Annotated in this window: 12 protein-coding genes; 7 read left to right on the top strand and 5 right to left on the bottom strand. The window is 63.0% G+C overall.

Features of this window, described 5'->3' with window-relative positions; all coding sequences use genetic code 11:
• Positions 1 to 92: 92 nt before the first annotated feature.
• From IGS58_RS17370 to IGS58_RS17360, 4 genes are all read right to left on the bottom strand, one after another.
• A complete protein-coding gene (locus IGS58_RS17370) occupies positions 93 to 800 on the bottom strand; it encodes an anaerobic ribonucleoside-triphosphate reductase activating protein (protein ID WP_230522153.1) in 708 nt (235 codons plus the stop codon).
• Positions 790 to 990: an anaerobic ribonucleoside-triphosphate reductase gene (nrdD, locus tag IGS58_RS29085; RefSeq protein ID WP_070259224.1), complete on the bottom strand. Its 201-nt coding sequence runs from the start codon at positions 988 to 990 to the stop codon at positions 790 to 792. The genes IGS58_RS17370 and nrdD overlap by 11 nt, the downstream gene beginning before the upstream one ends.
• Positions 987 to 2,735, bottom strand: a complete 1,749-nt coding sequence (locus IGS58_RS17365) for a ribonucleoside triphosphate reductase (RefSeq protein ID WP_268989842.1) — start codon at positions 2,733 to 2,735, stop codon at positions 987 to 989. The genes nrdD and IGS58_RS17365 overlap by 4 nt, the downstream gene beginning before the upstream one ends.
• A 123-nt stretch (positions 2,736 to 2,858) precedes the next feature.
• Positions 2,859 to 3,269 (bottom strand): hypothetical protein, encoded by a 411-nt coding sequence (locus IGS58_RS17360; RefSeq protein ID WP_230522152.1) that lies wholly within the window; start codon positions 3,267 to 3,269, stop codon positions 2,859 to 2,861.
• A gap of 162 nt (positions 3,270 to 3,431) precedes the next feature.
• Between IGS58_RS17360 and ubiU the strand changes: the two genes are divergently transcribed.
• From ubiU to ubiT, 3 genes are read left to right on the top strand one after another with little or no spacing between them, the layout of a single operon-like run.
• Positions 3,432 to 4,469, top strand: a complete 1,038-nt coding sequence (gene ubiU / locus IGS58_RS17355) for a ubiquinone anaerobic biosynthesis protein UbiU (RefSeq protein ID WP_412101868.1) — start codon at positions 3,432 to 3,434, stop codon at positions 4,467 to 4,469.
• Positions 4,470 to 4,478: 9 nt separating this feature from the next.
• The gene (ubiV, locus tag IGS58_RS17350; protein ID WP_070259303.1) at positions 4,479 to 5,375 is read left to right on the top strand and encodes a ubiquinone anaerobic biosynthesis protein UbiV; all 897 of its coding nucleotides are present in this window, start codon (positions 4,479 to 4,481) and stop codon (positions 5,373 to 5,375) included.
• Between the two features lie 20 nt (positions 5,376 to 5,395).
• The gene (gene ubiT / locus IGS58_RS17345; protein ID WP_081345836.1) at positions 5,396 to 5,923 is read left to right on the top strand and encodes a ubiquinone anaerobic biosynthesis accessory factor UbiT; all 528 of its coding nucleotides are present in this window, start codon (positions 5,396 to 5,398) and stop codon (positions 5,921 to 5,923) included.
• 27 nt (positions 5,924 to 5,950) lie between these two features.
• Here the strand turns inward: ubiT and IGS58_RS17340 are convergent, their stop codons facing one another.
• Complete coding sequence (locus tag IGS58_RS17340; RefSeq protein ID WP_070259219.1) at positions 5,951 to 6,214, bottom strand: heavy-metal-associated domain-containing protein; 264 nt, start codon at positions 6,212 to 6,214, stop codon at positions 5,951 to 5,953.
• 248 nt (positions 6,215 to 6,462) lie between these two features.
• Between IGS58_RS17340 and IGS58_RS17335 the strand changes: the two genes are divergently transcribed.
• The 4 genes from IGS58_RS17335 to IGS58_RS17320 all read left to right on the top strand — a co-directional run bounded on the left by IGS58_RS17335 (position 6,463) and on the right by IGS58_RS17320 (position 12,685).
• Positions 6,463 to 7,329 carry a substrate-binding periplasmic protein gene (locus tag IGS58_RS17335; RefSeq protein ID WP_081345835.1) on the top strand — a complete coding sequence of 289 codons (867 nt, stop codon included), beginning with the start codon at positions 6,463 to 6,465 and terminating at the stop codon, positions 7,327 to 7,329.
• Between the two features lie 261 nt (positions 7,330 to 7,590).
• Positions 7,591 to 9,273, top strand: coding sequence for an aspartate-alanine antiporter (aspT, locus tag IGS58_RS17330; protein ID WP_230522151.1), 1,683 nt, complete (start codon positions 7,591 to 7,593; stop codon positions 9,271 to 9,273).
• Positions 9,274 to 9,329: 56 nt separating this feature from the next.
• A complete protein-coding gene (aspT, locus tag IGS58_RS17325) occupies positions 9,330 to 11,018 on the top strand; it encodes an aspartate-alanine antiporter (protein WP_034783003.1) in 1,689 nt (562 codons plus the stop codon).
• Positions 11,019 to 11,074: 56 nt separating this feature from the next.
• Entirely contained in the window at positions 11,075 to 12,685 is a 1,611-nt protein-coding gene (locus IGS58_RS17320) for a bifunctional aspartate transaminase/aspartate 4-decarboxylase (RefSeq protein WP_230522150.1), read from the top strand.
• Positions 12,686 to 12,787 lie beyond the last annotated feature (102 nt).

The raw sequence follows: 12,787 nt of genomic DNA, 5'->3' as shown, positions 1-12,787 counted from the left end.
CGGCACAGTTGATACATTACAGCACGCAAGACATTTCAGCGTTGCAGAACGGGGAATTTTGTAGAGCTTTCAGCAATTATGTGGCGGCAGGATCAATCGCCATGATTACGGAATGTAAATCGCGGAAACATGGCGCCGATTTGCGCCAAAGTATGCGCCGCCGGATAGCCGTGCAGAGGGCGGCCGGACAGCACCGCGTCCGCGCAGCCTTCGGCGCGGAATTGCTGCAGCACGTAGTTGTCGACGCCTTTCGCGGCCAGGGTGGTGGCCAGGGACAGCAACTGTTCGTCCGGCAGCAGGTCCGGGTGGGTGGTGGTGCGGCATTCGTAGGCGACGCCGCTGGCCAGGATGGCGTCCAGGCAGGCGCGCGCCGGGTCGCCGCTGCCGGCCACGCGGGTCACATGACGATAGTCGGCAAACGGCGCTTTGATGTCGAAGCCGACCCAGTCGACCAGGGGCAGCACTTCCTGCAGGCGCTGCGGATAGATGCAGGCCGTGTGCAGGCCGATGCCGAACCCCAGTTCCCTGACGTCTTGCATGGCCCGCCCCAGCGCCGGGTCCATGCACGCTTCGCCGCCGCTGAAGACGACGGCGTCGACCAGGCCTGCGCGCCGGCGCAGCCAGGTCAACACGTCGTGCCAGGGCATGGCGCCTTCCGGCGTGCGCGCCTGCAGGTGAGGATTGTGGCAATAGCCGCAACGCCAGGGGCAGCCCTGCACGAACACCACGGCCGCCAGCTTGCCAGGGTAGTCGGTGGCGGAAAAGGGCGTCAGGCCGCCCACTTTCAAATCAGCCGCCATGGCAGGCGGACAGGCCAACCCGGGCGCTCGCTTCCGTAAAGTACTGGCGCTCGTGGAATTCGCCCTGCTTGCCGATGTTGAACGAGGCGACGGGGCGATGATAGCCCATCACGCGGGTCCAGATTTCGCAGCGCTGGCGTTCGGTGTCGAGCAGAGTGATGGCGGGAGTGAAGTCGGGACGTGCGTTCATGGCGTTTCCTTGAGTGGGTGAGCGAGATCGGACTGCTTGCGCGCGATCAGTTCCGCGTCGCAGGTGGGACAGAATTCATGTTTGCCGGCCAGGTAGCCGTGGCGCGGGCAGATGGAAAACGTGGGCGTGACCGTGATGTAGGGCAGCGAGAAGCGGCTCAGGGCGCGTTTCACCAGCTCGCGGCAGGCATTCGCGTCCGACAGCGCTTCCGTCATGTACAGGTGCAGTACCGTGCCGCCCGTGTACTTGCGCTGCAGCGCGTCCTGCAATTCCAGCGCCTCGAACGGGTCGTCCGTATGGCCGACGGGCAGCTGCGACGAATTCGTGTAGTACGGGTTGTCGACCGTGCCCGCCTGCAGGATGGCGGGGAAGCGCTTGCGGTCTTCGCGGGCGAAGCGGTAGGTCGTGCCTTCGGCCGGCGTCGCTTCCAGGTTGTACATATGGCCCGTCTCTTCCTGGAATTGCACCATGCGGGCGCGCACGTGGTCGAGCAGGCGCACGGCCAGCGCATGGCCTGCTGGCGCCGTGATGTCGTAGGCGTCGCCGCTGAAATTGCGGATCATTTCGTTGATGCCGTTCACGCCCAGGGTGGAGAAGTGGTTGCGCAGGGTGCCAAGGTAGCGCTTCGTGTACGGGAACAGGCCTTGCTGCATCAGTTCCTCGATGGTGCGGCGCTTGATTTCCAGGCTCGTCTTGCCCAGTTCCAGCAGGCGGTCCAGGTCCGCCATCAGGGCTGGCTCGTCGCCGCGCCATCGGTGGCCCAGGCGCGCGCAGTTGATCGTCACCACGCCCAGGGAACCCGTCTGCTCGGCGGAACCGAACAGGCCGTTGCCCCGTTTCAGCAGTTCGCGCAAGTCCAGCTGCAAGCGGCAGCACATGGAGCGGATCATGTTCGGCTTGAGTTCCGAATTGATGAAGTTCTGGAAGTAGGGCAGGCCGTAGCGGGCCGTCATTTCGAACAGACGCTCCGCGTTTTCGCTATGCCAGTCGAAATCCTCGGTGATGTTATAGGTGGGGATGGGGAAGGTGAAGACCCTGCCCTTGGCGTCGCCCGCCATCATGATCTCGATGTAGGCGCGGTTGATCATGTCCATTTCCGCCTGCAGCTCGCCATAGCTGAAGTCCATCTCCTGGCCGGCGATGACGGGAATCTGCTCGCGCAGGTCGTCCGGGCAGACCCAGTCGAAGGTGAGGTTGGTGAACGGCGTCTGCGTGCCCCAGCGCGACGGCACGTTGAGGTTGAAGATCAGCTCCTGCATGTACTGGCGCACGTCTTCGTAGCGCAGGCTGTCCTTGCGGATGTAGGGTGCCATGTAGGTGTCGAAGGAGCTGAACGCCTGCGCGCCGGCCCACTCGTTTTGCAGGGTGCCGAGAAAATTGACGATCTGGCCGATGGCGCTCGACATGTGCTTGGGCGGACCGGATTCGATCTTGCCCGGCACGCCGTTCAAGCCTTCGTGCAGCAGGGTGCGCAGCGACCAGCCGGCGCAATAGCCGGCCAGCATGTCGAGGTCGTGGATGTGCAGCGCCGCTTCGCGGTGCGCCGCGCCCACTTCCGGCGGATATACCTGGTCCAGCCAGTAGTTGGCGATGACCTTGCCCGATACATTGAGTATCAGGCCGCCCAGCGAGTAGCCCTGGTTGGCGTTGGCGTTGACACGCCAGTCGCGCCGCTCCAGGTATTCATTGATGGACGCGGCGACATCGACCTGGCCGCGTGTGGGGGAAACTGCATTTGTCGTCATGAAACCTCCAGTAAACACAACATGCGGTGTTTTTATGGAGATTAATCACTAAATATAGTGACGTCAAAGGGCGCGTGCTGTTGCGTGACGAATCCTTGATGCAGGTGAAAAAAGCGCCCCCGTTTACTTTTTCGCGCGGCCCTGGCGCAGGATGACGCGGCTCAGGCCAAAGTACGCGGCGGCGCAGACGGCGATGCTGATAGTGGAGGCGGGCAGCACGTGCGCCCAGATTTCCAGCGGCGAGAAGGTGCTCCAGCTGGCGACGCGGATATCGAAGGTGACGTAGTTCGCCAGCAGCCAGTAGACGGCCAGCAGGCCCGTGCTGATGGCGATCTGGCGCGGCACCGGCATGGCGCGGCGCGCGAAGACGGCTTGCAGGAACAGCAGCAGCACGCCCGGATACGCGCCCAGTATCTCGGGCGACAGGATGGAGAGCTTTTCTTCGACATAGCCGTCGGCGGGCGCGGCCCACTGTACTTGCAGCACGGTGAGGAACAGGGTGAGCAGGAAGATCAGCAGCGGTTTGCGGGGCATGGCGGGCAATCGAAGAGGGAGAAAAGTGGGGCATTTTACAGCCAGGTCAAGCAAGTTGAACGCGCGCCAGCCATGCATGCATTCCTTCACCTGCGTCAAGGACTGGCCAGCATGGGCGGGGCTATAGTCTGCACCCTGAGCCGATACAGGACTGTGAATATCATGATGCTTGAATCAACCACCGCCACCCGCGTGGCCGGACCGCTGGAACTGGTCTGCCCCGCCGGCAGCCTGCCCGCCTTGAAAGCAGCCGTCGACAATGGCGCCGACACCGTTTACCTGGGCTTTCGCGACGCCACCAATGCGCGCAATTTCGCCGGCCTCAATTTCGACGAGAAGGCCATCGCCGAGGGCGTGCGCTATGCCCACCAATATGGGCGCAAGGTGCTGCTGGCGCTGAATACCTATCCGCAGCCGCACAACTGGGCCGTGTGGCGCAGCGCCATCGACCGCGCCGCGCAGGCCGGCATCGACGCCATGATCGTGGCCGATCCTGGCCTGATGGCCTACGCAAGTGAGCATCACCCGCAGCTGCGCCTGCACCTTTCCGTGCAGGGCTCGGCCACCAACTACGAAGCCATCAATTTTTACCATGAGCACTTCGGCATCGCCCGCGCCGTGCTGCCGCGCGTGCTGTCGATGGCGCAGGTGGAGCAACTGATCGCCAAGACGGAAGTCGAGATCGAGGTCTTCGGTTTCGGCTCCCTGTGCGTGATGGTCGAAGGACGTTGCGCGCTGTCGTCGTATGCGACGGGCGAGGCGCCGAATACCCATGGCGTGTGCTCGCCGGCGAAATCCGTGCGTTGGCTGGAAACGCCGAACGGCCTCGAATCGCGCCTGAACGGCGTGCTGATCGACCGCTATGCGCCCGGCGAAAACGCCAGCTATCCGACCCTGTGCAAGGGCCGTTTCGAAGTCAATGACGAAGAGTATTACGCCATCGAGGAGCCGGCCAGCCTGAATACCCTGGCGCTGCTGCCGCAACTGATCGCCATGGGCGTGCGGGCCGTGAAGATCGAAGGGCGCCAGCGCAGCCCCGCCTACGTGGCGCAGGTGACGCGCGTGTGGCGCGAGGCGATCGACGCCTGCCGCGAAGGCAATGCGCGCTACGCCGTCAAGCCGGGCTGGATGGCGGCCATGGACAAGCTGGCCGAAGGCCAGCAGCACACATTAGGTGCTTACCACAGATCTTGGAAATAGAGGATGAACATGCTGAAGCTCTCACTGGGCCCCTTGCTGTACTACTGGCCGCGTGCCACCGTCTTCGAGTTTTACCAGCAGATCGCCGGCACCGCCGTCGATATCGTGTACCTGGGCGAAACCGTCTGCTCGCGCCGGCATGAGGTGCGCCTGGCCGACTGGCTCGATATCGCCGACATGCTGGCCGCCGCCGGCAAGGAAGTGGTGCTGTCGACGCAGGCGCTGATCGAGGCGGGCGCCGAACTGGCGACCCTGCGCCGCATCACGGGCAATGGCCGCTATGGCGTCGAGGCCAACGACATGGGCGCCGTGCACTGCATGGAAAAGGGTACGTCCTTCGTCGCCGGTCCCCATTTGAACCTGTTCAATGGCCCCAGCCTGCAATTGCTGGCGCGCCTGGGTGCACGGCGCTGGGTGATGCCGCTGGAAATGGGGCAGACGGCGCTGGCCGAGATGCAGCGCCAGAAGCCGGAAGGGCTGGAGACGGAAGTCTTCGCCTACGGCCGCATGCCGCTGGCGTTTTCCGCGCGCTGCTTCACGGCGCGCAACCGCAACCTGCCGAAGGACGATTGCGGCTACAGCTGCCTGGAAGAGCCGGACGGCCTGCTGCTGCGCACGCGCGACGAAGTGCCATTCCTGGTACTGAATGGCACGCAGACGCAGTCGGCGCTGGTCTACAACCTGGTGCGAGAACTCGACGCCATGCGCGACATGGGCGTGGTGGTGGCGCGCATCAGCCCGCAAGCCATGCATACGGAACAAGTCATCGCCATCTTTGACCGCGCCCGCCGTGGCCAGGTCAGCGGCATCGGCGCCCAGGCCCAGCTGGCGGCCTGCCAGCCGGCCGGCGCCTGCGACGGCTACTGGCACGGCCAGCCCGGCATGGAACAGCACGCCCCACATTGAACGCATCGAAAGGAAGCACCATGCAAGATCAACTGGAAAGATTGCCGATCCCGGCCAAGCCTCCCATGAGCAAGCCCGGCGTGTCGTACCGCTTGCCGGAACCGCTGGCCGAATTGCTGTCCAAGCTGCCCCCGTATCCCGCCTCCTGGCTGTTCGTGCAAGGCTTGAACCGCCTGCTGGCGCCGCAATTGCCCGACGACGTGCGGCGCAGCCTGGAAGGGCGCAGCTTGCGCTTGCGGCTGCTGGACGCGGGCATCGCCTTCGATTTCGAGTGGCAGGGCACGGTGTTTGTGGCCGAGCGCTATGTCGACGTGCCGGACCTGTGCATCGCGGCCAGCGTGCATGATTTGATGCTGCTGGCGCGGCGCCACGAAGATCCGGACACCCTGTTCTTCAGCCGTCGTTTGAGCCTGGAAGGCGATACGGAACTGGGCTTGCTGTTCAAGAATACGCTCGACGCCATCGAGTTGCCGCCGTTCGACCTGCAGGCGCTGGGACCGCGCCGCGTGCTGGCGCATCTGCGCGACCGGGGCGCGCGGGAAGGCTGAGCGGCGAAGGGAAGAGGGGGCAGGCGCTCAGTGGCGGCAGTGGCCGCAAGCGCCGCTGCACGATGCCAGCTGTTCTTCATCCGTCGCTTCGCCCATGAAGCCGGCGTCGTTGACGGCGGCCAGCAGGCGTTCCTGCGTGGCCAGACGTTCGTCGAACTGCACCGTGGCGCCGTGCCGCGCCAGCGAGACGCACACGGTGCTCACGCCCGTGACGGCTTCGAGCGCGCCCGTCAGCCTGTCGGCGCAGCCTTCGTGATCCATCCCGATAATATTCAAGCGCGCTGTCTGCATGTGTTCCTCTTGTTTTTCAAATAAAAAAACAGCGTAGGCGAGGGGCGCGCATGCCGTCCAGAGCAGCACGCAAGATTTATTTCCTATTTGCGGTTTTGTTGATCTGGATTAACTCCAGCCACTCTGCTGCAGTCTGAAACTGCTGTTGTTTTGTACACAGTTGCCGTATTCCAGTCGACAAGCGTGCTCTGCTGCGCGATACTGTCATTCTGATAAGAACGCTATGAATGCGCTGGAAAGGAGGGGCCATGCGGCGCCGCCCCCTGCTCAAGCTTGCCGCCCTGTGGCCGTTGGGCGCGGCCATCGGCGCGGTGCCGCCGCTGCCGCTCGTGTATCCGCGCCATCAGGCGCTCGATGATCCGCAGCAAGGCTATGTGACGGCCTTGCTGCAACAGGCGCTGGCCCGTTCGGGCCAGGCCTATGCCTTGCGCCGCTCCGCACTGCGCATGGTGCAGACGCGCGCGATGCAGGAAATCGCCATGGCATCGGGCAGCGTCGATGTCGTCTGGGCGATGACGAGCCGCGCGCGCGAAACGCAATTGTTGCCAGTGCGCATCCCCATCGACCGCGGCCTCATCGGCTGGAGAGTGGCATTGATCCAGGCGCGCCAGCCGCAACTGCTGCGCGATGTGCGCAGCATTGCCGCCCTGGCGCGGCTGTCTGCCGGGCAGATGCGCGACTGGCCCGACTCCGCCATCCTGCAGGCGAATGGCTTGCGCCTCGATACGTCGAGCACCTATGAGGGCCTGTTCCAGCAACTGGCGGCAGGGCGCATCGATTACTTTCCCCGTTCCGTGATCGAGGCGCAAAGCGAGCTGGCCAGCCACGCGCAATTGCCGCTGGCGCTGGACACTCACCTGGTCATCCGCTACCCGGCCGCGCTGTACTTTTTTGTCGGCAAGCACCGGCCGGAACTGGCGCGCCACATTGAAACGGGACTGGAAACCATGCTTGCCGACGGCAGTTTCGCGCAGCTGTTCCAGCGCCATTTTGGCCGCCTCGCGCAGGGCCTGAATCTGTCCCGGCGCCACGTGCTGGAGCTGGCCAATCCCGACTTGCCGGAAGAGACACCGCTGGCGCGCAAGGCACTTTGGTATCGTCCGAGACATTACTAATAGTTTTGTTGATCGATGTCAAACAAGTGCTTCAATCGTGCGCAGGATGTTTGATGAAAAGCAAAGCAAGTTCAACAGAACACCTGTTGACACTTGTAAAATTTTCACCGAACATAATTCCTCGTAACAACATTTCTCCGGCGCAAGCGTTTATCGCAAGTGCCGTGCAGGATCCGTGCGCCCGTTCAACAGCCAGCTGCCGTCAGCCGCCGAACGCTCTGTTCTCTTGTAACCATCCGTTATCTTTTCGAAGGTTTGTCCATGCTCGATTCGATCACGTCCATATTGCACCAGGTGCCGGAACTGGCCCTGTTCCTGGCGCTGGGGCTAGGCTACGCGGTAGGGCAGATACGCTTCGGCCCGATCCAGCTGGGCGGCGTGTGCGGCACCCTGATCGCCGCGCTGCTGATCGGCCAGCTGGGCATCACCCTGGACGCCAGCGTCAAGAATGTCTTCTTCATGCTGTTCATCTTTGCCCTCGGCTATGCGGGCGGTCCCCAGTTCTTTGCCAACCTGAATGCCAAGGGTTTGCGATTAGGGCTGCTGTGCCTGATCGAAGTGGTGGTGGTGCTGGCGCTGGTGCTGCTGGCCACGCGTTTCCTGGGCCTGGACCAGGGTACGGCGGCCGGCATGATGGCGGGCGCGGCCACGGAATCGGCCGTCGTCGGCACGGCCACGGACGCCATCTCGAAACTGGCGCTGCCGGCGGCCCGCATCGCCGAGCTGCAGGCCAACGTCGTCACCGCGTATTCCATCACGTATATCTTCGGCCTGATCGCCATCGTCATCGTCACCAGCCAGATCTTTCCGCTGTTGTTGCGCGTCAACCTGCGCGAGGAAGCCGATAAATTGTGGGAAAAGATGGGCGGCGCGCAGACCGATGGCGACGGCGTGCAGGCGACGCCGGAGATGGTGGGGCGCGCCTACCGCATCAGCCGTGGCGCGGGACGCCGTATAGATGCCTTGCAGCATATTTTTGCGGGCCGCGCCAGCATCACGCGCGTGCGCCGGCACGGCAAGGTATTGCCTTTGGAACCGGAACTGCGCTTGCGCAACAACGACGAAGTGCTGGTGATCGGCCACCGTCCCGCGCTGGTGGCGGCCGAAGCCATCCTGGGCGAGGAATTTGCCGACACGACGGGCTTGAACATGGCTGTCTCCGCCGTCGAAGTGGTGCTGCAGCAAGCATCGCTGGTGGGCCAGCCCTTGCGCCAGCTGGCCTTGCCTTCCGGCGTTCACGTGGCGGCCGTCGTTCGTGGCGAACACAGCATGCCGCCGCTGCCTGATCTTTCCTTGCAGCGCGACGACGTGCTGCGCCTGTACGGCACGACGGAAGGACGCGAGCTGAACACGGCGCTGGCCGCCATCGGCAAGCGCGTGCCCACGGGCGACCGCAGCAATATTGTCTACGCCAGCATCGGCATCGTGCTGGGCGTGTATATCGGCGGCTTTTCCGCCAAGCTGGGCGGCATTCCGTTTTCGCTGGGCACGGGCGGCGGCGCCTTGCTGACGGGCCTCGTGTTCGGCTGGTACCAGGCGCGCAAGCCGGGCATGCAGGGCATCCCGCCCAGCGCGCTCGACATGATGAAGGATATCGGCCTGGCCACCTTCATCGCCTGCGTGGGCCTGGCGTCGGGGCCGCAGGCGATCGATCTGATCCGCCAGTACGGGCTGTCGTTGCCGCTGATGGGCGTATTGATCGCCGTCATCCCCGCCTCGCTGTCGCTGCTGGTGGGGCACTTTTTCCTCAAGCTGGAAGCGCCCGTGCTGCTGGGCGCCATCGCCGGCCAGCAGTGCAGTACGCCGGCTTTGTCCGCCGTGCAGAACGCGGCCGGTAATTCCACGCCCTTGCTGGGCTACACGATTACGTATGCCATCTCGAACGTGGTGCTGCCCCTGCTGGGGCCGCTCATCGTGGCCCTGGCCGGCTCCGTCCACGCATGAGCAGCCGGCAAGGGCACACGCAGTAAAGAATTCCTTCAACACGAAAGGCGGTCCGCATGGAATGGTTGCATGAGTTATTCAAGAAGTCGCCCGAAATTGCCTTGTTTCTCTCCCTGGCAGCGGGTTACTACATCGGCAAGATCAAGTTCGGCTCGTTCCAGCTGGGCGGGGTAGCCGGTTCACTGCTGGTGGCGGTACTCGTCAGCCAGGTGGGCGTCGCCATCGATCCCGGCGTCAAGTCGGTGCTGTTTGCCCTGTTCATTTACGCCGTTGGCTATGAAAGCGGCCCGCAATTTTTCAATTCGCTGGGGCGCCAGTCCGTGCGTGAAATCATCCTGGCCGTCGTGCTGGCCGTGACGGCGCTGCTGACGGTGGTCATCCTGGCCAAGGTGTTTGGCCTGGACAAGGGCCTGGCAGCGGGCGTGGCGGCGGGCGGCTTGACGCAGTCGGCCATCATCGGCACGGCCGGCGACGCGATCACCAAGCTGGGCCTGGCGGCCGACGAGGTGGCGCGCCTGCAGGGCAACGTGGCCGTCGGCTATGCCGTGACCTATGTTTTCGGCTCGTTTGGCGCCATCATTGTCTGCGTCAACATCTTGCCAAAGCTCATGGGCCGCACCATCCGCGAAGATGCGATCAAGGCGGAAACGGCGCTGCAAGCGGGTGTGCAAGTGCTGGGGCCGGGCCAGACGCCGGCCGCGCCTGACTTGATCGGCCGCATCTACGACGTGGGCCCCGGTGCCGGCCGCTCCGTGGCGGACATCGAAAGCGCCAATCCGAACACGGCCATCACCATCGAGCGCGTGAAACGCAATGGCCAGATCATCGACGTCAGCCCGGACCTGGTGCTGGCGGCCGACGATATCGTGCTGCTGGTGGGCCGCCGCGAAGCCATGCTCAGCGTCTCTTCCCAGCTGGGCAAGGAATTGCTGGCCGTCGAAGGCATGGAACTGGTGATGCAGCGCCGCGACATGGTGCTGACCAACAAGGCTTACCACAACAAGACCGTGGGCGAAATCCGCAGCGCCACGGCGCCGGGCGTGCGCCACGGCATCTTTGTCGTGCAGCTGAGCCGCATGGGCAAGATCCTCCCCATGCAGGCGGAAACCGTGGTGCAGACGGGCGACGTGGTGACCATCTATGGTGCCGAGCAGGACGTCAAGCGCGTGGCGGCCGAAGTGGGTTACATGATCGTGCCGAGCGCCAAGACGGACTTTGTCTACATGGGCGCCGGCCTCGTCGTCGGCCTGCTGGTGGGCTTGCTGGTGGCGCGCATCGGTTCGATTCCGCTGACCTTGGGCAGCGGTGGCGGCGTGCTGCTGTCGGGCCTGGTATTCGGCTGGTTCCGCGCCAAGCGCCAGACGTTTGGCTACATGCCCAGCGGCGCCGTGCAAATCCTGAAAGACCTGGGACTGGCCGGCTTCGTTGCCGTCGTCGGCCTCACGTCCGGCCTGCAAGCCGTGCAAACCGTGCGCGAACACGGCCTGACCCTGTTTGGCGTGGGTGTGGTGGTGACCATCCTGCCGATGATCTTGACCATGCTGATCGGCCGCTACATCTTGCGTTATGACAACGTGGCCGTATTCGCGGGCGCCTTGTCCGGCTCGCGCAGCGCCAATCCCGCGTTCGGCGAAGTGCTGAATGCGGCGCAAAACTCGATTCCCACCGTACCGTTTGCCATCACATATGCCTTGGCCAACGTTTTCCTGACCCTGCTGGGGCCGCTGATTGTGGCCTTCGTCTGAGTCTGCAAGTATGTGCAAGAACCCTGAACATTGTCAGTCTATAAGGAGTAGCAAAAATGGATTTCAGTAACCCAAGCAAACTCGCCCTGTTGAGCCCATTTGAATTGAAGGATGCGCTGATCCAGACGGCCAAGCAAAGCAACCGCCTGATGCTCAATGCGGGCCGCGGCAACCCGAATTTCCTGGCGACTACGCCACGCCATGGCTTCTTCCAGTTCGGCCAATTCGCCATGACGGAAGCGGAGCGTTCCTATGTGTACATGGACGACGTGGGTGGTTTCCCCACGCGCGACGGCATCGAGGCGCGCTTTGAAATCTTCGTGCGCCAGCATGCTGAGACGCCGGGCGTGCACTTCATCAAGGCAGCCGTGTCGTATGTGCGCGACCAGCTGGGCTTGAGCGCGGGCGACTTCATCTACGAGATGTGCGAAGCCATCCTCGGCTGCAACTATCCCGTGCCGGACCGCATGCTGCGCCTGTCCGAGAAAATCGTCGGCCAATATATTCACCGCGAAATGATCGGAGACCATCCATTCGTCGGCAACTTCGACATGTACGCCGTCGAAGGCGGCACGGCCGCCATGACGTATCTGTTTGCCAGCCTGAAATCGAACCACATCATCCAGGAAGGCGACACGATCGCCCTGGGCATGCCGATCTTCACGCCCTACATCGAAATTCCCCAGCTGAACGATTACAAGCTGAACACCGTGCATATCGATGCGCCGCAATCGAACAACTGGCAATTCACCAAGAAGGAGCTGGACAAGCTGCTGGATCCGAAGGTGAAGGCTTTCTTCCTCGTCAATCCGAGCAATCCGCCATCCGTCAAGATCGATGACGAGACCCTGGAATACATCGCCAAGATCATCAAGAAGCGCCCGGACCTGATCATTTTGACCGATGACGTGTACGGCACCTTTGCCGATAATTTCGTCTCGCTGTTCGCCATTTGCCCGTTCAACACCATCCTCGTGTATTCGTTCTCGAAATACTTCGGCGCGACGGGCTGGCGCATGGGCGTGGTGGCCACGCATGAAAACAATGTGCTCGACGCCAAGATTGCCAAGTTGCCGGAAACCATCAAGAAGCAGCTCGATGCCCGCTATCACTCCATCACGACGGAGCCGCGCGAGCTGAAATTCATCGACCGCCTGGTGGCCGACAGCCGCACGGTGGCGCTGAACCACACGGCCGGCCTGTCCACGCCCGTGCAGGCGCAGATGACCTTGTTCTCCCTGTTCTCGCTGATGGATGAAGAGCAAAAGTACAAACAGTCGATGAAACGCATCGTGCTGCGCCGCAAGGAAGCGCTGTACCGCGAGCTGGGCTTGCCGATGGTGCACGACGCCAATTCCGTGCGCTACTACCACCTGCTGGACATGGAGTCGCTGGCCGCGCAGATGCATGGCGTGGAGTTTTCGCAGTGGCTGCTGAAAAAGCTCAAACCGAACGAAGCCCTGTTCCGCCTGGCCGAGGAAACGGGCGTCATCCTGTTGCCTGGCCGCGGCTTCGGCACCACGCATCCGTCCGGCCGCGTGTCGCTGGCCAACCTGAACGAATACGACTACGCCAACATCGGCCGCGCCATCCGCAACATGGCGTCCGAGTTCTTTGCCGTATTTGAAAAGGAAAAGGAGAAGGGTAGCAAGAAGGCGAAGAAGTAATTCGCCGGGTAGCTGCTTGAGCTCAACGGGCGCCCCGCAAGAGGCGCCCGTTTTTATGTGTCGGCTCCGGTAACCAATAGTGCAGGCTGGAATAGACATCCG

The organism is Janthinobacterium sp. EB271-G4-7A (assembly GCF_020858075.1).
Taxonomy (GTDB): domain Bacteria; phylum Pseudomonadota; class Gammaproteobacteria; order Burkholderiales; family Burkholderiaceae_D; genus Janthinobacterium; species Janthinobacterium lividum.
The sequence above is the reverse complement of the archived record's forward strand: the minus strand, read 5'-3'. Positions and strand labels throughout refer to the sequence as shown.

Excerpts from the sequence above, each read along its gene's own strand:
- IGS58_RS17370 (WP_230522153.1), bottom strand. The coding sequence starts at position 800 with ATGGCGGCTGATTTGAAAGTGGGCGGCCTGACGCCCTTTTCCGCCACC.
- nrdD (WP_070259224.1), bottom strand. The coding sequence starts at position 990 with ATGAACGCACGTCCCGACTTCACTCCCGCCATCACTCTGCTCGACACC.
- IGS58_RS17365 (WP_268989842.1), bottom strand. The coding sequence starts at position 2,735 with ATGACGACAAATGCAGTTTCCCCCACACGCGGCCAGGTCGATGTCGCC.
- IGS58_RS17360 (WP_230522152.1), bottom strand. The coding sequence starts at position 3,269 with ATGCCCCGCAAACCGCTGCTGATCTTCCTGCTCACCCTGTTCCTCACC.
- ubiU (WP_412101868.1), top strand. The coding sequence starts at position 3,432 with ATGATGCTTGAATCAACCACCGCCACCCGCGTGGCCGGACCGCTGGAA.
- ubiV (WP_070259303.1), top strand. The coding sequence starts at position 4,479 with ATGCTGAAGCTCTCACTGGGCCCCTTGCTGTACTACTGGCCGCGTGCC.
- ubiT (WP_081345836.1), top strand. The coding sequence starts at position 5,396 with ATGCAAGATCAACTGGAAAGATTGCCGATCCCGGCCAAGCCTCCCATG.
- IGS58_RS17340 (WP_070259219.1), bottom strand. The coding sequence starts at position 6,214 with ATGCAGACAGCGCGCTTGAATATTATCGGGATGGATCACGAAGGCTGC.
- IGS58_RS17335 (WP_081345835.1), top strand. The coding sequence starts at position 6,463 with ATGCGGCGCCGCCCCCTGCTCAAGCTTGCCGCCCTGTGGCCGTTGGGC.
- aspT (WP_230522151.1), top strand. The coding sequence starts at position 7,591 with ATGCTCGATTCGATCACGTCCATATTGCACCAGGTGCCGGAACTGGCC.
- aspT (WP_034783003.1), top strand. The coding sequence starts at position 9,330 with ATGGAATGGTTGCATGAGTTATTCAAGAAGTCGCCCGAAATTGCCTTG.
- IGS58_RS17320 (WP_230522150.1), top strand. The coding sequence starts at position 11,075 with ATGGATTTCAGTAACCCAAGCAAACTCGCCCTGTTGAGCCCATTTGAA.